This is a genomic window from Mycobacterium sp. 94-17 (genome assembly GCF_035617725.1).
GTDB lineage: Bacteria > Actinomycetota > Actinomycetes > Mycobacteriales > Mycobacteriaceae > Mycobacterium.
The window spans coordinates 13,833-33,081 of sequence record NZ_JAPIYN010000012.1; the positions used below are offsets into that span (position 1 = coordinate 13,833).

Annotated in this window: 19 protein-coding genes; 4 read left to right on the forward strand and 15 right to left on the reverse strand. The window is 69.3% G+C overall.

Features of this window, described 5'->3' with window-relative positions; translation table 11 throughout:
• Positions 1-23: 23 nt before the first annotated feature.
• From meaB to mutA, 3 genes are all read right to left on the reverse strand, one after another.
• On the reverse strand, positions 24-1,031 hold the full coding sequence (gene meaB, locus OQ789_RS15085; RefSeq protein ID WP_324686759.1) for a methylmalonyl Co-A mutase-associated GTPase MeaB: 1,008 nt from the start codon (positions 1,029-1,031) through the stop codon (positions 24-26).
• Positions 1,032-1,108: 77 nt separating this feature from the next.
• Positions 1,109-3,361 carry a methylmalonyl-CoA mutase gene (gene scpA / locus OQ789_RS15090; RefSeq protein WP_324686760.1) on the reverse strand — a complete coding sequence of 751 codons (2,253 nt, stop codon included), beginning with the start codon at positions 3,359-3,361 and terminating at the stop codon, positions 1,109-1,111.
• Between the two features lie 5 nt (positions 3,362-3,366).
• Entirely contained in the window at positions 3,367-5,244 is a 1,878-nt protein-coding gene (gene mutA, locus OQ789_RS15095) for a methylmalonyl-CoA mutase small subunit (protein ID WP_324686761.1), read from the reverse strand.
• A 180-nt stretch (positions 5,245-5,424) separates the two neighbouring features.
• On the opposite strand from mutA, the gene OQ789_RS15100 reads away from it, so the two are divergent.
• A complete protein-coding gene (locus tag OQ789_RS15100) occupies positions 5,425-6,192 on the forward strand; it encodes a TVP38/TMEM64 family protein (RefSeq protein WP_324686762.1) in 768 nt (255 codons plus the stop codon).
• A 515-nt stretch (positions 6,193-6,707) separates the two neighbouring features.
• Here OQ789_RS15100 and OQ789_RS15105 read toward each other — a convergent pair.
• Together OQ789_RS15105 and OQ789_RS15110 are read right to left on the reverse strand one after the other, a co-directional pair.
• A complete protein-coding gene (locus OQ789_RS15105) occupies positions 6,708-8,168 on the reverse strand; it encodes a HAMP domain-containing sensor histidine kinase (RefSeq protein ID WP_324686763.1) in 1,461 nt (486 codons plus the stop codon).
• The gene (locus OQ789_RS15110; RefSeq protein ID WP_324686765.1) at positions 8,165-8,872 is read right to left on the reverse strand and encodes a response regulator transcription factor; all 708 of its coding nucleotides are present in this window, start codon (positions 8,870-8,872) and stop codon (positions 8,165-8,167) included. Before OQ789_RS15110 ends, OQ789_RS15105 begins: the two co-directional genes overlap by 4 nt.
• Positions 8,873-9,141: 269 nt before the next feature.
• On the opposite strand from OQ789_RS15110, the gene OQ789_RS15115 reads away from it, so the two are divergent.
• Entirely contained in the window at positions 9,142-9,534 is a 393-nt protein-coding gene (locus OQ789_RS15115) for a hypothetical protein (RefSeq protein WP_324686766.1), read from the forward strand.
• An 81-nt stretch (positions 9,535-9,615) separates the two neighbouring features.
• Entirely contained in the window at positions 9,616-10,110 is a 495-nt protein-coding gene (locus tag OQ789_RS15120) for a nitroreductase family deazaflavin-dependent oxidoreductase (protein ID WP_324686767.1), read from the forward strand.
• Here the strand turns inward: OQ789_RS15120 and OQ789_RS15125 are convergent.
• From OQ789_RS15125 to OQ789_RS15135, 3 genes are read right to left on the reverse strand one after another with little or no spacing between them, the layout of a single operon-like run.
• On the reverse strand, positions 10,107-10,460 hold the full coding sequence (locus tag OQ789_RS15125) for a DoxX family protein (protein WP_324686768.1): 354 nt from the start codon (positions 10,458-10,460) through the stop codon (positions 10,107-10,109). The genes OQ789_RS15120 and OQ789_RS15125 overlap by 4 nt on opposite strands.
• Before the next feature lie 9 nt (positions 10,461-10,469).
• Positions 10,470-11,603, reverse strand: coding sequence for an SPFH domain-containing protein (locus tag OQ789_RS15130; protein WP_324686769.1), 1,134 nt, complete (start codon positions 11,601-11,603; stop codon positions 10,470-10,472).
• 44 nt (positions 11,604-11,647) lie between these two features.
• Positions 11,648-12,085 (reverse strand): NfeD family protein, encoded by a 438-nt coding sequence (locus tag OQ789_RS15135; protein ID WP_324686770.1) that lies wholly within the window; start codon positions 12,083-12,085, stop codon positions 11,648-11,650.
• A 57-nt stretch (positions 12,086-12,142) separates the two neighbouring features.
• Between OQ789_RS15135 and OQ789_RS15140 the strand changes: the two genes are divergently transcribed.
• Positions 12,143-13,060 carry a hypothetical protein gene (locus OQ789_RS15140; RefSeq protein WP_324686771.1) on the forward strand — a complete coding sequence of 306 codons (918 nt, stop codon included), beginning with the start codon at positions 12,143-12,145 and terminating at the stop codon, positions 13,058-13,060.
• Here the strand turns inward: OQ789_RS15140 and OQ789_RS15145 are convergent.
• From OQ789_RS15145 to OQ789_RS15175, 7 genes are all read right to left on the reverse strand, one after another.
• Complete coding sequence (locus tag OQ789_RS15145; RefSeq protein WP_324686772.1) at positions 13,026-13,346, reverse strand: hypothetical protein; 321 nt, start codon at positions 13,344-13,346, stop codon at positions 13,026-13,028. The two genes, OQ789_RS15140 and OQ789_RS15145, sit on opposite strands and share 35 nt — an antisense overlap.
• A 121-nt stretch (positions 13,347-13,467) precedes the next feature.
• Entirely contained in the window at positions 13,468-14,481 is a 1,014-nt protein-coding gene (locus OQ789_RS15150) for a ferrochelatase (RefSeq protein WP_324686773.1), read from the reverse strand.
• 6 nt (positions 14,482-14,487) lie between these two features.
• Positions 14,488-15,297 (reverse strand): NADH-dependent enoyl-ACP reductase InhA, encoded by an 810-nt coding sequence (inhA, locus tag OQ789_RS15155; RefSeq protein WP_324686774.1) that lies wholly within the window; start codon positions 15,295-15,297, stop codon positions 14,488-14,490.
• 35 nt (positions 15,298-15,332) lie between these two features.
• The gene (gene fabG1, locus OQ789_RS15160; RefSeq protein WP_324686775.1) at positions 15,333-16,088 is read right to left on the reverse strand and encodes a 3-oxoacyl-ACP reductase FabG1; all 756 of its coding nucleotides are present in this window, start codon (positions 16,086-16,088) and stop codon (positions 15,333-15,335) included.
• A gap of 58 nt (positions 16,089-16,146) precedes the next feature.
• On the reverse strand, positions 16,147-17,154 hold the full coding sequence (locus OQ789_RS15165) for a VWA domain-containing protein (RefSeq protein ID WP_324686776.1): 1,008 nt from the start codon (positions 17,152-17,154) through the stop codon (positions 16,147-16,149).
• Positions 17,151-18,062, reverse strand: a complete 912-nt coding sequence (locus tag OQ789_RS15170) for a DUF58 domain-containing protein (RefSeq protein WP_324686778.1) — start codon at positions 18,060-18,062, stop codon at positions 17,151-17,153. Before OQ789_RS15170 ends, OQ789_RS15165 begins: the two co-directional genes overlap by 4 nt.
• Before the next feature lie 53 nt (positions 18,063-18,115).
• Positions 18,116-19,246 carry a MoxR family ATPase gene (locus OQ789_RS15175; RefSeq protein ID WP_324686779.1) on the reverse strand — a complete coding sequence of 377 codons (1,131 nt, stop codon included), beginning with the start codon at positions 19,244-19,246 and terminating at the stop codon, positions 18,116-18,118.
• Positions 19,247-19,249: the final 3 nt, after the last annotated feature.

Below are 19,249 nucleotides of genomic sequence, written 5' to 3' on the forward strand. Positions count from 1 at the left end.
CAGCTGTCGTGGGCAAACACTAGTTATGTTACCTTTCCGTTAATTGACGCTGCCTGCAAAATGTGTTGCGCGGCCAGCGCGGGGGTCAGTTCCCCCGCCTTGACCCGGCGTTCGACGTCGGCCCGCATCGTGCGCACCTCCGGATTGGACAGCACCCTGTCCAGCACAGTGTCGCGCACCATCTGCCAGGTCCAGTCGACGAGCTGGGCGCGGCGGCGCTCCTCCAACTCCCCCGCCTCGCTGAGCACCTGCCGATGACGTTCGATGGTGTCCCACAGTTCGTCGAGGCCGGTTCCCTCGACCGCGCTCATCGTGAGAACCGGTGGCCGCCATAGTGTTTCGCGGGGGTATATCAACCGGATCGCACCGGACAGCTCGCGCGCCGCCGACCGGGCTTCGGTGAGGTGATCCCCGTCGGCCTTATTGACGACGACGATGTCGGCCAGCTCCAGCACACCTTTTTTGATGCCCTGCAGCTGATCGCCGCCGCGCGCCAAGGTCAGCAAGACGAAGGTGTCGACCATGTTGGCCACCGTCACCTCGGACTGGCCGACCCCGACGGTCTCGATCAGGATCACGTCGAAGCCGGCGGCCTCCAACAGCACCGCGGTCTCGCGGGTGGCCTTGGCCACCCCGCCGAGGGTGCCCGAGGTCGGCGACGGCCGGATGTAGGCATCGGGATGCATCGCCAGGCGCGCCATCCGGGTCTTGTCGCCCAGGATCGAGCCGCCGGTGCGGGTCGACGACGGGTCGACGGCCAGCACCGCCACGCGATGGCCCAGTTCGATCAGACGCATGCCGAGGGCCTCGATGGTGGTGGACTTGCCCACGCCCGGGGTTCCGGTGATGCCGACCCGATACGCGTTACCGGCGTCCGGCGTCAGCGCCAGCAGGAGCTGCTGTGCCCTCTCGCGATGGTCGGCGCGGGTGGACTCCAGCAGCGTGATGGCTCGCGGCAGCGCCGCGCGGTCGCCGGTGCGGACCGCCTCGGCCAGCTGCTCCACCGATCTCATGTCCAGCTCCCCTGGCATGCGAGCGGAAGCACACTGTGGAAAATCCCGGCCGATTCCGCAGTCCGCTTACGCTCGCGGTAGAGATCGTCAGCCATTTAGTCGAGTGTGTAACCCAGTCGCTCGGCGAGCTTGTGCAGCAGGCCGATTGCGGCATCGGCGATCACCGTCCCGGGCGGGAAGATGGCGGCGGCCCCGGCCTCGTACAGCTCGTCGAAGTCGCCCGGCGGAATGACACCGCCGACCACGATCATGATGTCGGGCCGCCCCACTTCGGCCATCGCCTCGCGCAGCGCGGGCACCAGCGTCAGATGGCCGGCGGCCAGCGAGGACACCCCGACCACGTGCACGTCGTTGTCGGCGGCCTGGCGGGCCACCTCTTCGGGGGTGGAGAACAACGAACCGACGTCGACGTCGAATCCGATGTCCGCGAAGGCCGTCGCGATCACCTTCTGCCCGCGGTCGTGGCCGTCCTGGCCCATCTTGGCGACCAGGATCCGTGGGCGGCGACCGTCGGCTTCCGCGAACTTCTTGACGAGTTCGGTGGCTTTGGCCATGTTTCCGGCCTTTCCGGCTTCGTCGCGGTAGACCCCGGCGATGGTACGGATCTCCGCCTGGTGACGGCCATACACCTTCTCCAGCGCGTCGGAGATCTCGCCGACGGTGGCCTTGGCCCGCGCCGCGTCGATGGCCAGCGCCATCAAGTTGTTGCCCAGCCCGTCCTCCCCAGCGCGACCGTGGGCGGCCGCGGCACGCGTAAGCTCCGCAAGCGCGGCTTCCACCGCCGACTGGTCACGGCTTTCCCGCAGGTCCTTGAGCTTGGCCAGCTGCTCGGCGCGCACCCGGCTGTTCTCGACCTTGAGAACCTCGACCTCCTGGTCCTCCTCCACCTGGTACTTGTTGACGCCGATCACCGGCTGGACCCCGGAGTCGATGCGGGCCTGGGTCCGTGCGGCCGCCTCCTCGATGCGCAGCTTGGGGATGCCGTCGCTGATCGCCTGCGCCATGCCGCCGTGCTCGGCGACCTCGGCGATGTGGGCGCGGGCCTTCTGCGCGAGCTGGTGGGTCAGCCATTCGACGTAGTAGGAGCCACCCCACGGGTCGATCGGCCGCGTGGTGCCGGACTCCTGCTGCAGCACCAGCTGCGTGTTGCGGGCGATGCGGGCGGAGAAGTCGGTGGGCAGCGCCAGCGCCTCGTCGAGCGCGTTGGTGTGCAGCGACTGCGTGTGCCCCTGCGTCGCGGCCATCGCCTCGATGCAAGTCCGCGCGACGTTGTTGAACGCGTCCTGCGCGGTCAGCGACCACCCGGAGGTCTGCGAATGTGTGCGCAGCGATAGCGATTTGGCGTTCTTCGGGCCGAACTGGGACACCAGCTCGCTCCACAACAGCCTGCCCGCCCGCAGCTTGGCGACCTCCATGAAGAAGTTCATCCCGATGCCCCAGAAGAAGGACAGCCGGGGCGCGAACTTGTCGATGTCCAGCCCGGCGTCCAGGCCGGCCTTGATGTAGTCGACCCCGTCGGCCAGCGTGTAGGCCAGCTCCAAATCGGCTGTGGCACCGGCTTCCTGGATGTGATACCCGGAGATGGAGATGGAGTTGAACTTCGGCATCTTCGCGCTGGTGTAGGCGAAGATGTCGGAGATGATGCGCATCGACGGCTTGGGCGGATAGATATAGGTGTTGCGCACCATGAACTCTTTGAGAATGTCGTTCTGAATGGTGCCGGCCAGCTTCTCCGGCGGAACGCCCTGCTCCTCGGCGGCCACCACGTACAGCGCCAGGATCGGCAGCACCGCGCCGTTCATCGTCATCGACACCGACACCGTCGACAGGTCGATGCCGTCGAACAGCTGACGCATGTCGAGGATGGAATCGATTGCCACACCGGCCATTCCGACGTCGCCCTGCACGCGGGGATGATCGGAGTCATATCCGCGGTGGGTGGCCAGGTCGAAGGCCACCGACAGGCCCTTCTGGCCGGCGGCCAGGTTGCGCCGGTAGAAGGCGTTGGACTCCGCGGCGGTGGAGAAACCGGCGTACTGCCGAATGGTCCACGGCTGGTTCACATACATCGTCGGGTATGGTCCGCGCAGGAACGGTGGTTCGCCGGGGAAACTGTGCAGCGGATACCCGTCGGCTTCCACGGCCGCACGGTCTGCGCCGATGTAGACGGGTTTGACGTTGATGTCTTCGGGTGTCTGCCAAGTCAGTTGGTCGGGCGTGTACCAGTGGGCGGCCGCGGCGGCGGCCACGTGTTGCCCGACGGCGGCCTCGGTCGCCGGTGCGATGGCCCGCTCGCTGTGCAACGGCACATCGGCGAAGCTGCCAACCGCAGGTGCAGTGGTTGTCATCGTGGCTACGCCCCCAGCCTTGTCAGCAGATCCGACAGAGCCTGGACCGCATTGATTTTCGCGGTCAGGAATTGGTCCGGTTGGTGCTCGGCGCCGGCCACGGCCTTTTCCGGCCCGGCCAGATAGACCCGCTTGACGCCCGCGTCGCGCGCCGCCCGCACGACGTTCGAGGCCTCATCCTGGTACCGCTTGTCGGTGCCGCAGATGACCGCCACCGTCGCCGGGCCGGCATCGGCCACCGCCGCGGCGACACCGTCGGCGTCGACCGTTCCCGGGTTGATCGTCTCGAGGCCGCCGGAAGCCAACAGGTTCGAGGCGAAGGTTGCGCGAATGTTGTTCTCGGCCAACGGGCCCAACGGCAGCAACAGCACCTGGGGGCGCGATCCGGTGCGGGCCAGGTAGGCGTCCGACCGATCCCGCATCGCCTCGAACCCTGCGGCGTACCGCATCAGGTTGCCGGCCGCGAGCGGCGAATGCGCCGAGTCCGTCTGCGGCAGAGCCGCTTCGGCGCCGTTGGGGAACTCGTTGATGCCGGTGATCGCGGTCCTGCGGTGCGCGATGTCGTCGCTGCGGCGTGCGGCCACCTCCGCGATCTGGCCGGCGACGAAGTCGCGGGCCTGGCCGAACCCGCCATGCGACTCGATGGCCTGGAATTGCTCCCAGGCCCGCCCGGCCAGGCGGGCGGTGAGGTCCTCCACGAACCACGCGCCGCCTGCCGGGTCCAGCACGCGACCGACATGCGACTCTTCGAGCAGCAGCAGCTGTGTGTTGCGCGCGATCCGCCGGGTGAAATTCGTTGCAACGCCGGGGAATCCGCCATCGATCGCTATGTCGAACGGGTACACCAGCAGAGAGTCGGCGCCACCGACACCGGCGCCGAAGGCGGCCAGCGTGCAACGCAACATGTTCACCCACGGGTCGCGCTGGGTCATCATCGGCAGCGACGTCTCCGCGTGCACCACGGCCGCGCCGGCATCCGGATCGCCGACGACTTCGGCGACTCGCGCCCAAAGATTGCGCGCGGCACGGAACTTCGCGATCGTCATGAACTGGTCATCGTCGGCGGCGAACCGGAAGCTGATCTGCCGCAACGCCTCGCCGACCGACAAGCCGGACTCGGTGAGCACCCGCAGATAACTCACCGCGGCCGCGACGCCGGCGGCGAGCTCCCATGTCGCGTTGGCACCGAGGTTGTGGAACGCGGGCCCGTCGACGGTGATCGCGCGCACGCCGGTGTGACCGGCCGCCCGCTTGGCCATGGCGACCACGTCCTCGATCTTCGGCGCGGGTCGTGCACTGAGCGCCGCGCTCAGCGGGTCACCACCCAGGTCGATCGACAGGGTGGCGCGCTGATCGGGTTCCACGGCGTCCGCCAGCGCAAGCGCCACCTCGCCGGCCACCGGGTAGTCGGCTCCGGCTTCCAGGATCAGCGGCGCCATGCTCAGGTAGACGCCCTCGAGCACTTCCTGGAGCTGATCGGGTGCCAGGCCTGATTCCCCGATCCGCAGGACCAGGGCGCCGGCCCCGTTGCCGAGCGCGTCCAGCACCGCGGAGTTGACGTCCTTGGCCGCGACGCCGGGCACCGGGGTGGCCGGGAAGGCCTCGGCGACCTTCCAGCCGGATTTGACGTCCCGCAGCGCGTCGCCGCCGCGGACATAGGGCCATTGGCCGGGCAGCGGCGGTTCGGGCAGCTCGTCGAGGGCGGTGTAGAGCGCGCGGATCGCGAGCCCGTCATACGTCGGGGTTTCCAGCAGCCGCTCGGGCGCGTCCCCCAACTGCTCAGGGTCTTGCCGGGTGCTTTTGGCCAGCACGCCGGCGACCGCACTGCGCCACCGCCCGCGAACCTGTTCTAGGTCGGCGAGCTCGGGTACATCAATGGACACCGATTGCTCCCTTTTCCCAGCAATTGGGCTACAGCTCTGGGGATACCACTTGGCTATTGAGGCTAATTGATGACAGCGCGTCGCAGAAAACCGCCAGGTGCGGGCAGCGGGCCCGATTGTCGCGGAAACGCCAGCCCCGGGAAACGGCATATTCATCCGCGCCCCGTACCCTGGGAAAGCGTGACGGGTTCCGCCACCAGCAGAATCAACGAAGCGCTTCGCGACCTCGGCGGCGCCATCGGCGTCGCGGCGCGTGGCGTGTCCCGTTCGCGCATCGTCTGGACAGTGGTGGGCATCACAGCGCTGGTGGTGCTGGTGTCGTGGCTGCCGCTGCCGTCGCCCGTGCAGATGCGCGACTGGGCGCAGTCCGTCGGGCCGTGGTTTCCGTTGGCGTTTCTGGTCGCGCACATCGTGGTGACGGTGGTGCCCATTCCGCGCACGGCGTTCACGCTGGCGGCGGGACTGCTGTTCGGCCCGCTGCTGGGCATCGCCATCGCGGTGGTCGCCAGCACCGCGAGCGCGATGATCGCGATGCTGCTGGTGCGCGCCGCCGGGTGGCGGTTGAACCGGCTGGTGCGCCACCGATCGCTCGACACGGTGGAACAGCGCCTGCGCCAACGGGGCTGGCTGGCCATCTTGTCGCTGCGGCTGATTCCCGCGGTGCCGTTCTCGGCGCTCAACTACGCCGCGGGCGCGTCGAGTGTGCGGGTGCTGCCGTACGCGGTGGCGACGCTGGTCGGGCTGCTGCCGGGCACCACCGCCGTGGTGGTTCTCGGTGACGCGCTGGCCGGTCACATCAGCGCGCTGCTGTATCTGGTGTCGGCGGTCACCAGCGCTCTGGGTCTGACGGGGCTGGTCATCGAGATCCGTCACTTCCGCAGGCACCACCGCCGCGCCCACCGTTCCCCCGAAGACGAGCCCTCCCCCGAACCGGCCGCCATCGGCTGAGCACCGACGGGCTGCCCCGCGCTGACGCGCCGATCGCGGCCGGCGCTGCACCTTCAGGTTCGCTTCAGGCCGGCTTGCTACCGTCGTGGCATCGCCTTCGACTCCACGCCGAGAAGGCGCCCTGGCCGGTAACGCGGTGCGATTCAGACGATTTCGCGCCGACCGGATGAAGGAACCGTCGACAGAGAGGATGGACACGCCCAGTGAAGATCAGGCAGGTAATCGCTGGTTCGTTGATCGCGGGAGCCCTGGGGGTTGCGGCGGCCGGTTTCGGTGCGGCGGTGGCGAGCGCGGACCCGCCACCGCCGCCGGGGCCAGGCCAGCCCTGGGGACCGGGGCCCGGTGGACCGGGGCCCGGTGGGCCGGGTGGACCCTGGGGGCCGCCCCAGCCGCCGGGTGGACCGTTGGGCCCGCCGCCTCCGGGTGGACCGCCGCCACCGCCGGGCTTCTGATGCCGTCGGTGCATTAGCGGCGTCGAGTCGGTGGCCGCCCGCGTGGGCGGCCACCGTTCGGCCTCAGGCCCGCGGCAGGGTGAGCCTGAATCGCGCGCCGCCGCGGTGCGACAGGCACACGAGTTCGCCCCCGTGGGCGCGCGCCAGAGCCCGCGCGATCGCCAGGCCCAGACCAGCACCGCCGTGGTCGCGGGCGCGGCCGGGATCCAGTCGCACCAGCCGCTCGAAGATGTTGTCCCGCTGGTCATCCGGGATGCCCGGGCCGGTGTCGGTGATGGTGATTTCCGCGAGACCCTCCGTTGCGCGAAGGTCGACGTCGATGGCCCCGCCTGCCGGTGTGTAGCGGCGGGCGTTGTTGAGCAGGTTGGACACGATCTGCGCCAGCCGGGTCGCGTCGGCGTCGACCGTCAGCGTGGTCAAACCGGTGCGGCGGACGCTGATGTGTGGTGCCAGCATGGCCGCTCTGTCCGCTTCACCGCCGAGGACGGCGGCCACGTCGACGGCGTGCACCTCGAGCGCAAGCCCGGCGTCGATACGGCTCAGGTCGAGCATGTCGGAGACGAGCCGTCCGGCGCGGCGAGCGTCGGAGAGCAACAGGGTGGCCCGCCGATACTGCCCGTCGTCGCGGTGCTCGGAGGCGGTGTGCGCGATCTGCTCGGCGGCGACCTGGACGCCGGTGATCGGGGTGCGCAACTCGTGCGCGGCGTCGACCAGGAACCGCCGGGTTGCCGTCTCCGCGCGCCGCGCGCTGTCGGCGGCGTGCCGGGCCCGGAACTCCGACGCTTCCAGCGCGTCCAGCATGTTGTCGAAAGCGCTTGCGGCGCGGCCCAGTTCGGTGTCGGCCCGGTCAGGACGCAGCCGCCGGCCGCGGTCCCCGGTGGTGATGGCGTTGGCCAGCGCGGTGAGCCGATCCAGCGGGCGCAGCGCGGCCCGGCTGACCGCGACCAGGAGCAGCGCGGCAAAGAGCAGGGTCACCAGCCCGGCCGCGAGCATCAGGGCGCGCAGCTGGTGAGCGACCTGGGTGGCCTGTGTCGTGTCGGCGACCAGGATCACCCGGGCGCCGCCGGACAGCGGGTGCACGACCGCCGTCGCGCTGGCATCCGGCGGAGGGACGGGCGGGGGCGGATAGGGCGGGGGCGGATAGGGCGGGGGCGGATAGAGCGGGGGCGGGTACGGGGGCGGGTACGGCGGCGGCGGCGGTGGTTGGACCTCCCCGCCGGTCTCGTCGGGACTGATCCCGCGGTCGCCATAGGCATAGCCGTCGGCGGTGACGACCAGCGCACGGATGCCGCCGCCGTTGAGTTCGGCCGCGAGCAGGTCGGGCGAGGTGTGCGCGGCGCTCAACGCGTCGGCGCGCGAGGTCGCGGCCAGTAGCCGATCGTGCAGATTGCGCCGGGCCAGCACACCCATGGTGATATCGACGGTGACTCCGAGCACCACCAGCAAGACGGTCAGCAGCGCCAGCACCACCAGCGTCACGCGGCGTTGCAGCGACGGCGTCGGCGTCGTCGGCGCGGCCGTCATGATCGCTCGGCCTGCAGGCGGTAGCCGATGCCGCGCACGGTGTGCAGGATCCGCGGCCCGTGCGCCTCGAGTTTGCGCCGCAGCCCGCTCACATGGACCTGCACCAGGTTGGGGTCGTAGGCGTCGTAGCCCCACACCCCGTTCAGGATCTGGCCCGCGCTGACAAACCGTCCACGCTGTTCCACCAGAAATGCCAGGACCCGAAGCTCGGTCGCGGTCAGATCCAGCCGGTGACCGCGGCGCGCCGCCACCCCGGCGCCGAGATCCAGCGTGACGTCGCCGACCTGAATCACCTGGGACAGCCGTCCGCGACGGCGCAGCACCGCGCCGACCCGCGACACCAGTTCGGCCAGCTCGAACGGCTTGATGACGTAGTCGTCGGCCCCGCCGTCCAGCCCGCGCAGCCGATCCGGCAACCCGTCGCGCGCCGTGATCAGCACGATCCCGATGTCGCCCCATTCGCGAACAACGTCGATCAGCTCGAACCCGTCGCGCCCGGGCAGCATCACGTCGAGCACCACCAGGTCGGGCCGTATCCCGTCGAGGGCTTCTTCCAGGCCGTCGCCGTCGCAGCGGGCGTCGGTGTGATAGCCGAAGTCGGCGAGCGCTTCGCCGACCATCTCCCGGATGGTCTCGGAGTCCTCGACGACCAGCACCCGCGGCGTGCCGACGCTGAACCGATCCGCACGGGGGCAATCCTTCATACACCCATTGTCGGCGCAGGTGCTGAAACGAGCCTGAAGGCGGGTGGCGTGCCGGCCATCTGCTGAGTCAACAGGGCGGAAGGGATGTGCCAATCGCCCGCTTTCGAGCGACAACCTCGGCTCCGCGCCTTGACGGCCGCGCGTTGTCGCGCAGAGGCGGGCACAAGGGTGTTGCCCTTCGCCAGTGGCCGCTGTGACGGATGAGGTTCGCCCGTCAGCCGTCCATTTTCTTCAGATCCATTTCAGCCCCGGCCCTTAACGTTCGTGACATGACCACGAACGACGACATCAACACCAATCCGCCCGCGCCGCCAGCCGCCCAGCCGGCACCTGAGCGGCGCCGCTACCCCAGCGGCGTGGTGATCGGCGCCGCGGTGGCGGGCGCGCTGCTCGGCGCGGTCGGCACCGTCGCGGCGATCGCCTTCGCCTGGATCGTCAGCGTCGGGCCGCCCCCGCCGCCGCCTCCCGGCCCGCCGCCGATGCTCGCGGCGCCCCCGTTCCACGGGCCCCCACCCCCTCCGATGGGCGGGCCCGGGCCGGGCGGTTTCGGATTCGCTCCGCCGCCCGGGCCGCCCGGGCCCCCGCGTGGCTTCTGGCCGCCGCCCCCGGCCGAGGGATCTCCGACAGCGCCGCCACCGGCATCTCCCACGCCGCGTCCCTGACACGCAATGGCCGAGTTCGTCGCCGGCACGATGCCTGAAATCGTGACGGCGACGGGCGCCGGCCCGTACCCCCGGTGCAGGATGGGAAGGGTGTCCCCACCCCAATCCTCGTCACTGCCGGCCCGGGTTGCCGGACGACTGCTGCGGTCGCGCCGCCTGATGCGAGCACCGATCTGGATCTACAAGGCCCGCGCGGGCGCGCTGTTCGGCTCGCGCATCCTGTTGCTGGAGCACACCGGCCGCAAGTCGGGGCTGCGGCGTTACGCGGCGCTGGAGGTCATCGACCACTCGTTGCCCGATACCTTCGTCGTCGCCTCCGGATTCGGCCGAAAAGCCCAGTGGTTCCGCAACATTGAAGCCAATCCGCGGGTGCGGGTCTACGCGGGCAGCCACGCACCCAGGCCCGCCAGCGCGCGCGTCCTCGACCAACCGGAGGCGGATCGCACGCTGGCGGCCTACCGTACCCGTCATCCCAAGGCGTGGGAGCGGATGCGCCCGGTGCTGGAAGACACGCTCGGCGCCCCGCTCACCGACACCTCTACTCCGTTGCCGCTGGTCGAGTTACGGCTCGACTAGCGCTCCGGCCCCTTGATCGTCATCGCGGCCACCAGCGCCAAGAACAGCGCGGCCGGAAGGCCGTTGACAACCTTGTCGCGCACCCGGACGTGCGCGCCGAGCGCCAGCACGAAGTACAGCGTCAGCATCGCCGTCGTGAGGCGCGCGAGTGCCGGAAAGCGATGCACCGACAGCAATCCGACCGCCGCGGCCGCTTTGACCACCGGCAGGACGGGCCGGACGCTCTCTGGCAGGCCCACGTCGTCCAGCGCTTTCTTGATGGGAGCCACCTGGACGCCGCACGCCACCGCGTCGACGGCGTGGAACACGCCTAGCGCCGCATAGGTCTTGGGGGAAGTCAACACACTCATCCCGCAATCCTAGGGAGTGAGTTCGCGCCCCGGGCCATCCGCCGGCCGGCGGGCGATCGCCTCGGCCTTGGCCACCGCCTGGGCGATCGCGGGGTCGGTCTCGGTGGAGAACCAATCGGCGACCTCGGCATCGTCGTCGGCGCTGTGTTTGGGCGCGTCCTCGGCGGGCGACGGCTGGAAGCGGAACACCCCGTCCTCGCCTGGAGTTCCCAACAGCTTGGTGAACCCCTGCAGCGCCGCGCTGAAGTCACTGGGCACCACCCAGACCTTGTTGGCGTCCCCGCGCGCCATCTCGGGCAGCGTCTGCAGATACTGGTAGGCCAGCATTTCCGGGGTGGGCCGGCCGGCCTTGATCGCGGCGAACGTCTTCTCGATCGCCTTGGCCTGCCCCTGCGCCTGGAGGTAGGCCGCGGCGCGTTCACCCTGGGCGCGCAGCATGCGGGACTGCCGATCGGCCTCGGCGGCCAGGATCGCTCCCTGCTTGGCGCCCTCGGCGGCCAGGATCTGCGCCTGCTTCTGGCCCTCGGCCTCCTTGATCGCGGCCTCGCGCATACCTTCGGCGGTCAGGATCATCGCCCGCTTCTCGCGGTCGGCCTTCATCTGCTTTTCCATCGACGCCTGGATCGACGGTGGCGGGTCGATGCTGCGCAACTCGACCCGGGCGACCCGCAATCCCCAGCGGTTGGTCGCCTCGTCGAGCACGCCGCGCAGCTGCCCGTTGATCTGATCGCGCGACGTCAGCGTCTGCTCGAGCGTCATGCCGCCGACGACGTTGCGCAGCGTGGTGGTGGTGAGTTGCTCGACGCCGACGATGTAGTTGCTGATCTCGTAGACGGCCGCCTGGGGAACGGTGACCTGGAAGTAGACCACCGTGTCGATGTTCAGGGTCAGATTGTCCTCGGTGATCACCGGCTGCGGCGGGAACGACACCACCCGTTCACGCAGATCCACCCGGGCGCGAATCCGATCGATGAACGGCACCAACAACGTCAGCTGCCCGCTGACCGTGCGGCTGTAGCGTCCCAGCCGTTCGATCACCGCCGCCTCCGCCTGCGGTATCAGCGCCACGGACTTGGCCACCACGACGATGGCGAAGATCACCAATACGGCCAGCAGCACCAGGCCGGCTACCGCACCTTGCATCGGAATTCCTCTCTCTCCCAGTCCTTGTCAGCTTCGTCTCGCCGCTACAGACTGCTCCTGAACACCACCGCCGTGGCGCCGTCGATCTGCATGACGGTGACCGGCTCCCCCGGTTCGTAGACATCGACGTCGTTGAGCGGGCGCGCCGTCCACACCTGGCCGTCGAGTTTGACCTGACCCGCGTCGCGAGCGACGCGTTCGAGCACCAGAGCGGTTTTGCCCTGCAGCGCCTCGATTCCCAAGGGCGGCCCGCCGGCGGGGGTCAGCCGCCGCTTCAGGGGCGGGCGAACCAGCACCAGCAGCAGCACCGAGACGACCAGGAACACCGCCCCGTTGGCCCACACCGGAAAGTCGGTTACCCAGCTGGTCAGTGCCGCGGCCAGTGCGCCACCGCCAAGCATCACCAAAAACAAATGGCCGGTGAGCGCCTCCGCACCGGCTAGGAACAGCGCGAATATTAGCCAAAGCAGCGCGGCGGGCATGCGGCAAGAATACGCGTGATCCGCCTTTGCCGGGTAAAGCAACTACACTGCGTGATCGTGTGGTGTCCCAGTGTTTCGCTGTCCCTGTGGGCCAATGCGTGGCTCGCCGGAAAGGCCGCGCCCGACGACGTCCTCGACGCGTTATCCGTATGGGCGCCAATGCAATCGGTGACCGCGTATGATGCGGTCGCCGCGGGCCACACCGGGCTGCCCTGGCCCGACGTGCACGACGCCGGAACGGTCACGCTGCTGCAGACGCTGCGTGCCGCGACGCCGAGGCCCGAAGGCGCCGGATTGATGCGCGGGACGATCAACGTGGTTTTGCCCGTGCCGGGCGACGTGCGCGGGCTCGCGCCCGGGACGCAGTTCGGGCGGGACGCCCTGGCCGCCGGCGAGGCGGTCATCATCGCGAATCCCCGCAGCCCCGCCACCGCAGTCGGCCTGGTTCCCGAATTCGCCTATGACGACGAGGGCTCGGCCGATCACGAGGCGGATCTGTGCGCGCTGACGTGGACGGTGTACTCACTGCCCGGGGCGCCGGTGTTCGACCACTACGAGTTGGGCGACGCCGAATACGCGCTGAAGTCAGCGGTGCGCTCGGCCGCCGACACGCTCGGCGCGATCGGGCTGAGGTCGGCCTCCGACGTCGACGATCCCCGGGGACTCGTCGAGCAGCTCATGGAATCCGCACGGCAACACCGCATTCCCGACCATGCGCCAACGCGTGCGTTGCGCGTGCTGGAGAACGCCGCACACGTCGACGCGATCATCACGGTCAGCGCGGGGCTCAGCCGGTCGCCGGAATCGCCGGATCGCCTGGCGGCACCCATGGTTGCCGGCGTGGAACCGCTCGGCGCGCGGTCGTCCTCGGAGGCCCGCATCGCCGGGGATGCGTTGCGGCCGCTGGCCGCGGTGGTGCGTTCGGCGCGGATGGCCGCGGTCAATACGATCCTCGACTCGGCCTGGCCGGCCTAGCCGCGTCCAGCCGCTCTTCCGTCTGCAGCGCTTGTAGCGCACCGGCGGCCGCCTGATAACCGTTGACGACGCCCTCCAGCCGCGCCGACGATCCCTCGTAGCAGGCCCAGTCGAACACGGCTTGGCAGACGTGGTCAGCCAGGCTGCGCAGGATGCCGTCGCGCGGCGGGTTGTCGATGACTTTGATCGCAGCCGTGCACAGCGAACCCTTGTCGGGATCGTCTTCCTGCAGCGCTCGGTGCACCCGCGACACAAGGTCGCGGGTGTGGGGGCCCTCGAAATCCATGAAACTCCTTGCTTATGACCGCTTCTCACGCGGCCGCACCGCGAACTTAGCCGAGCAATGGGCACGTGACGGCCACGCCGCGGTAACAGAGCGAAATCAGAATGGTGGGAGCCGCGCGGCGCTAATCGCTTTCCGGTGCCGCGCAGTGCGGGGGGCGGCACGCCTGGCCGTCGATGCTGGCGAGGCAGCCGGGCACCGGATCGGGTCCGCTGACCCGGGCAGGGGCGCGGCCGTCGCGCAGCTCGTCGATCAAACTCACGGCCAGCAGGGCGAATCGCCGGTCCGCGTTGGGCGTGGCGGCGCGGGCGAACGGCATGCCGGCGCCTTCGGCCTGCAGGCGCAGCTCGTGGTCGAGATCCCACACCACTTCGATGTGATCGGCGACAAATCCGATGGGACACACGATTACTGGTTGACTACCCAGCGTCGCCAGATGGTCGCCGACGTCGGGCCGCAGCCACGGCACCTGCGGCGGCCCCGATCGCGATTGCCACACCACGTCGTAGTCGCGGTACCCCGCCGCGGCGGCGACCAGGCTTGCGGCGTAACCGACTTGGCGGCTGTAGAGGTTCGGCCCGCAGCGCCGGTCGGCGGCGACGGGGATCGAATGCGCGGTGAAGACCAGCCGCGCGGCACCCCCTTGCCCGGGGGGCAGGGTTTCGGCGGCCGCGGTGACGGCGTCGGCGAACATCTCGACGAACAGCGGATGGTCGAAATAGGTTCGCAGTTTCACCAGCTCGGGCGCGTCCGGTCCGGCCGCGCGGCGCGCCCTGGCGATGTCCTCGACGTACTGCGTGCAGCTCGAATAGCCGCTCCACGCCGACGTGACGAACACCGCCGCACGACGAACACCGTTGTCGCGCATCGCCTTTACTGCGTCTTCGGCGTACGGCGCCCAGTTGCGATTGCCGAAGTAGACCGGCAGGCCCTGCTCGGCTTCCAGCTGCGTGATCAGCGCGCGGTTGATGCCGTTGATCGGCGAGACGCCCTCGAAATGCAGGTAGTGCTGCGCGACGTCATCCAGCCGCTCCGGCGGCACGTCGCGGCCCCGGGTAGCGTTCTCCAGGAACGGCCGCACCTGCTCGGGGCCCTCCGGCCCACCGAAGGACAGCAGCAGGACGGCGTCGAACTCCATTGCTTCCTAGAGGAGTTGCGTGCTGGCGCCGCCATCGGCGTAGATGATCGTTCCGGTGGTCGCCGGCAGCCATTCCGACAACACGGCGCACACCGTCTTGGCGACCGGGGTGGGGTCCTTCATGTTCCACCCGATCGGGGCGCGCTGGTCCCAGCCCTCCTCGAGCAGCTGCATCTGCGCGCCGGCTTCCTCGCCGAGTGCGCCACCGACGATCGCGCTCATCGCGAGCGTCCGGATCGGTCCGGCGGCAACGAGATTCGAGCGCACACCGAACTTGCCGGCCTCGCGTGCCACGAACCGGTTGACCGATTCGAGCGCGCTCTTGGCGACCGTCATCCAGTTGTAAGCCGGCATCGCACGGGTCGGGTCGAAGTCCATGCCAACGATGGAGCCACCCGAATTCATGATCGGCAGAACCGCTTTGGCCAGCGATGCGTAGGAATACGCCGAGATGTGGATGCCCTTGGACACGTCTTCGTAGGGCGCTTCGAAGAACGGGTTGATGCCCATCCCGGTCTGCGGCATGAAGCCGATCGAGTGCACGACGCCGTCGAGCTTGTTGCCCTCGCCGATCTCGTCGGTGATCCGGTCCGCAAGGGTGGCCAGGTGCTCCTCGTTCTGCACGTCGAGCTCGATCAGCGGGGCCTTCTCCGGCAGCCGGTCGGCGATGCGCTGGATCAGCCGCAACCGGTCGAACCCGGTCAGCACCAACTGCGCCCCCGCTTCCTGGGCCACCTTGGCGATGTGAAACGCGATCGAGGAGTCGGTGATGATCCCGGTGACCAGGATCCGTTTGCCTTCGAGCAGTCCTGCCATGTCCGTCCTTAATGTCGTGATTTCAGCCAAGTCCGCTAATGGCCCATGCCCATGCCGCCGTCGACGGGGATGACCGCACCGGCGACGTAGCTCGCGTCCTCCGACGCAAGGAAGCTGACCACGCCGGCGACCTCCTCGGCCGTGCCGACCCGCTTGGCCGGGATGAACTCCAGCGCGCCCGCCTGAATCCGTTCGTCGAGCGCGCGGGTCATCTCGGTGTCGATGTAGCCGGGGGCCACCACATTCGCGGTCACCCCGGCCTTGGACAGCTCACGGGAGATCGAGCGGGCCATGCCGATCAGGCCGGCCTTGGAGGCCGCGTAGTTCGACTGATTGCCGATACCCCAACTGCCGGAGACCGATCCGACGTAGATGATCCGGCCGAACCGCTTCTTCTGCATGCTCCTCGATGCCCGCTGCGTCACCCGGAACGCCCCCGTGAGGTTGGCGTCGATGACCTTTTCGAATCTCTCCTCGGTCATCCGGATGAGGAAGGCGTCCGCGGAGACGCCGGCGTTGGACACCAACACCTCGACCGGGCCCTGGTGCTCCTCGACCTCGGTGAAGGCGCGGTCGACGGCGTCGCTGTCGGTGACGTCGCACACCACCCCGAACAGCCCCTCGGGCGCCCCGGATCCGCGGTGGGTGACGGCCACCTTGTGGCCGTCGGCCGCCAGTCGCCGGGCAATCGCGAGACCTATCCCCCGGTTTCCGCCCGTCACCAGGACTGAACGGGATACGAATGCGGGTTTGCCGCCGCCGGCAGCGGGGTCGGTGGCTGTGTCAGTCACCCGGCCAACCTATCGCCTCGGTGCGGCGCGGCTGAAACGGGCTGGCCCCACGCGAACGCTACGTCGGGAGCCGCCGGTTGATCAGCAAGGCGGCGAGTGCCGCCAGCGCCAACACCAGCGCGCCCAGCCGCACCCAGCCCACGCTGGCATCGCCCTTGATGGTCTCGTAGCCGATCTGCTGCTGCAGCGTCGCGTATACGGACTTCAGTTCCTGCAATGACGCCGCGTTGTAGGCGTTTCCGCCCGAAAGCTGCGCGACCTTCTTCAGCGTCTCGTCGTCGACGGGAACCGGCTGACGCTGGTCGTTGATCTCGACGAAGCCGTAGGGGGTGCCGAACGAGATCGTCGAAATCGGCACGCCCTGGTCCTTGGCGGTGCGGGCGGCGGTGAAGGCGCCCTTCGGGTTGTCGGGGTTGGTCGGCATCGTCTCCTTGCCGTCGGAGAACAGCACGATGCGCGCCGGCGGCGGTTTGTCGCCACCGCCGATCACCGCCCCAACCGTCGCGATGGCCTGCAGCGCGGTGAAGATACCCTCCCCGGTCGCGGTGCGATCGGCGAACTGGAGCTTGTCCAGCGCGGCCTTGGTCGATTCCCGGTTGGTGGTCGGCGACACCAGTACCGTCGCGGTCCCCGCATACGCGATCAGCCCGAGGTTGATGCCCGGGGTGAGTTCGTCGGCGAACTGCTTGGCGGCCTCCTGCGCGGCCGCCATCCGGTTGGGCTGGACGTCGGTGGCGCGCATGGACTGCGAGACGTCGATCACCAGCATCACCACCGCGCGGTTGCGCGGAATCCGGACGTCGTTCGTCGGGCCCGCCATCGCGATGGTCAACAGCACCAGCGACGCCACCAACAGTATCGCCGGAACGTGCCGCCAGTTCGAAGGCCGTTTGGGCGCAACGCTTTCCAGCAGCTCCATGTTGGCGAACCGCAGCATGCGCCGCTGCCGCGCCAGCTGCATCAGGATGTAGAGCGCGGCCAGCCCGGCGACGACGAGCAGAAACAGGAAGAACCACGAATGTTCGAAGCCCGACAACGACATCGGGCCGAGTAGCGGCAGTGTCACTGCCGCCCTGCCAATGCGCCGCGCCGTCGGGACTCGACGAACCGCACGATGTCGGCGATCCAGTCACGGTCGGTGCGCAGAGTCAGGATCGGGGCCCCGCAGCTGCGGATGGTGCGCGCCACATCGGCGCGATGGGCCGCGGCGGCCTTGGCGAAATCGTCGCGCAGCTGCGCGTCGATGGTGAACTCGCGGGTGACGCCGGACTCGGCGTCCTGCAGCACCACGTCGCCGATGTCGGGCAGCTCGACGTCACGGGGGTCGAGCACCTCGATGGCCAGCACCTCGTGCCGCGCGGCGATGGCCCGCAGCGGGCGCATCCAGTTGATCGGCCCGAGGAAGTCGCTGATGATGACCGCCATGCCGCGGCGGCGTTCCGGACGGCGCAGCGCGTCGATCGCCGTCGCCAGATCGCCCCGCACCCCGACCGGGGCCTGGGGCGTCGTCGCGATGGTGCGCAGCAGCGTCTGCTCGTGCTGCCGCCCGGAGCGGGCGGGCACCCGGGTGATCGTGGCGCCGGTGGACACGACGGCGCCCAGCCGGTTGCCGCCCCCGCTGTTGAGAAAGGTGATCGCGGCCGCGGCCGCGACGGCCAGGTCCCGCTTCTCGCACACGGTGGTGCCGAAGTCCAGGCTGGCCGACATGTCGACCACCAGCCAGGTTTCCAGCTCGCGGTCGGCGATCATCTGCCGCACGTGCGGATGCCTGGTACGCGCGGTGACGGCCCAGTCCATGCGGCGGACGTCGTCGCCGGGCTGGTACTCGCGCGACTCGCCCGGCTCGGAGCCCGGGCCCGGGATCAGGCCGAGGTGATCGCCGTGCAGCACGCCGTCGAGCTTGCGTTTGACGGTGAGCTCGAGCGTGCGCAGCGCGGCCGACAGCTTCGGGTCATCGATCTGACCCCGCTGCATCGACGGCGGATGAACAGGAGCCGTGGGGCCGCCCGCGGCGGGTCGAGCGTCGGTCACCGACCGCTGGCCGCGCCGGCGGGTTGCATCACCGGGGGCACCGAATGACCTTGCTGCGGAACGGCATTCACCTGAGGCAGGGCCACCGTCTGCAGCACCCGGTTGATGACGATCTCCGGCGAGATCTCGTCGGCCAGCGCGTCGTAGGTGAGCACCAGCCGGTGGCGCAGCACGTCGGGAATGACGTCCACGACGTCCTGCGGGATCACGTAGTCGCGGCCACGGACCAGCGCCAGCGACCGGGAAGCGGCGATGATGCCCAGCGAGGCACGAGGCGAGGCGCCGAACGAGATCCAGGTCTTGACGTCGTTCATGCCGAGCTGCTCGGGGTGCCGGGTGGCGGTCACCACGCGCACCACGTAGTCGACCAGCGCGTGGTGTACGAAGACGTTGGCCGCGATCTCCTGCAGCCGCAGCAGGTCGCCGGTGTTCAGGATCTGCTTGGGCTCCGGCGGGCGCACGCCCATCCGGTAGATGATCTCCCGCTCCTCTTCCGGCGACGGGTAGCCCACGTTGATCTTGAACAGGAAGCGGTCGCGCTGGGCTTCGGGCAGCGGGTAGACACCCTCGTGCTCGATCGGGTTCTGGGTCGCCATCACCAGGAACGGGTTGGGCAGCGGATAGCTCTTGCCGCCGATCGAGACCTTGCGCTCCTGCATGACTTCAAGCAGCGCCGACTGCACCTTGGCGGGCGCGCGGTTGATCTCGTCGGCGAGCAGGAAGTTGACCACCACCGGGCCGAGCTCGGTGTCGAACTCCTCCTTGCCCTGCCGGTAGATGCGGGTACCGATGATGTCGGTGGGCACCAGGTCGGGCGTGAACTGGATACGCGCGAACGTCCCGCCGACGACCTTGGCGAAGGTCTCGACGGCCAGCGTCTTGGCGACCCCGGGGACACCCTCGAGCAGCACGTGCCCCTTGGACAGCAGGCCGACCAGCATGCGCTCCACGAGCTGGTCCTGGCCGACGATGATGCGTTTGACCTCGAAGATGGCCCGTTCCAGGGTCTGCACCTCGGCGGCCAGCCCGTTGCCCCCGCCCGCCGGCGCTTCGTGAGCCGGGCCGGATTGCCCGCCCGGGCCCGAGTAACCGCTGGCGCCTGGCGGCGGCCCACCTGCTGCTGTCATGAA

Coding starts and splice junctions, on each gene's coding strand:
- meaB (WP_324686759.1), bottom strand. CDS start 1,031: ATGCCAGGGGAGCTGGACATGAGATCGGTGGAGCAGCTGGCCGAGGCG.
- scpA (WP_324686760.1), bottom strand. CDS start 3,361: ATGACAACCACTGCACCTGCGGTTGGCAGCTTCGCCGATGTGCCGTTG.
- OQ789_RS15105 (WP_324686763.1), bottom strand. CDS start 8,168: ATGACGGCCGCGCCGACGACGCCGACGCCGTCGCTGCAACGCCGCGTG.
- OQ789_RS15110 (WP_324686765.1), bottom strand. CDS start 8,872: ATGAAGGATTGCCCCCGTGCGGATCGGTTCAGCGTCGGCACGCCGCGG.
- OQ789_RS15115 (WP_324686766.1), top strand. CDS start 9,142: ATGACCACGAACGACGACATCAACACCAATCCGCCCGCGCCGCCAGCC.
- OQ789_RS15120 (WP_324686767.1), top strand. CDS start 9,616: ATGGGAAGGGTGTCCCCACCCCAATCCTCGTCACTGCCGGCCCGGGTT.
- OQ789_RS15125 (WP_324686768.1), bottom strand. CDS start 10,460: ATGAGTGTGTTGACTTCCCCCAAGACCTATGCGGCGCTAGGCGTGTTC.
- OQ789_RS15130 (WP_324686769.1), bottom strand. CDS start 11,603: ATGCAAGGTGCGGTAGCCGGCCTGGTGCTGCTGGCCGTATTGGTGATC.
- OQ789_RS15135 (WP_324686770.1), bottom strand. CDS start 12,085: ATGCCCGCCGCGCTGCTTTGGCTAATATTCGCGCTGTTCCTAGCCGGT.
- OQ789_RS15145 (WP_324686772.1), bottom strand. CDS start 13,346: ATGGATTTCGAGGGCCCCCACACCCGCGACCTTGTGTCGCGGGTGCAC.
- OQ789_RS15150 (WP_324686773.1), bottom strand. CDS start 14,481: ATGGAGTTCGACGCCGTCCTGCTGCTGTCCTTCGGTGGGCCGGAGGGC.
- inhA (WP_324686774.1), bottom strand. CDS start 15,297: ATGGCAGGACTGCTCGAAGGCAAACGGATCCTGGTCACCGGGATCATC.
- OQ789_RS15170 (WP_324686778.1), bottom strand. CDS start 18,062: ATGCAGCGGGGTCAGATCGATGACCCGAAGCTGTCGGCCGCGCTGCGC.
- OQ789_RS15175 (WP_324686779.1), bottom strand. CDS start 19,246: ATGACAGCAGCAGGTGGGCCGCCGCCAGGCGCCAGCGGTTACTCGGGC.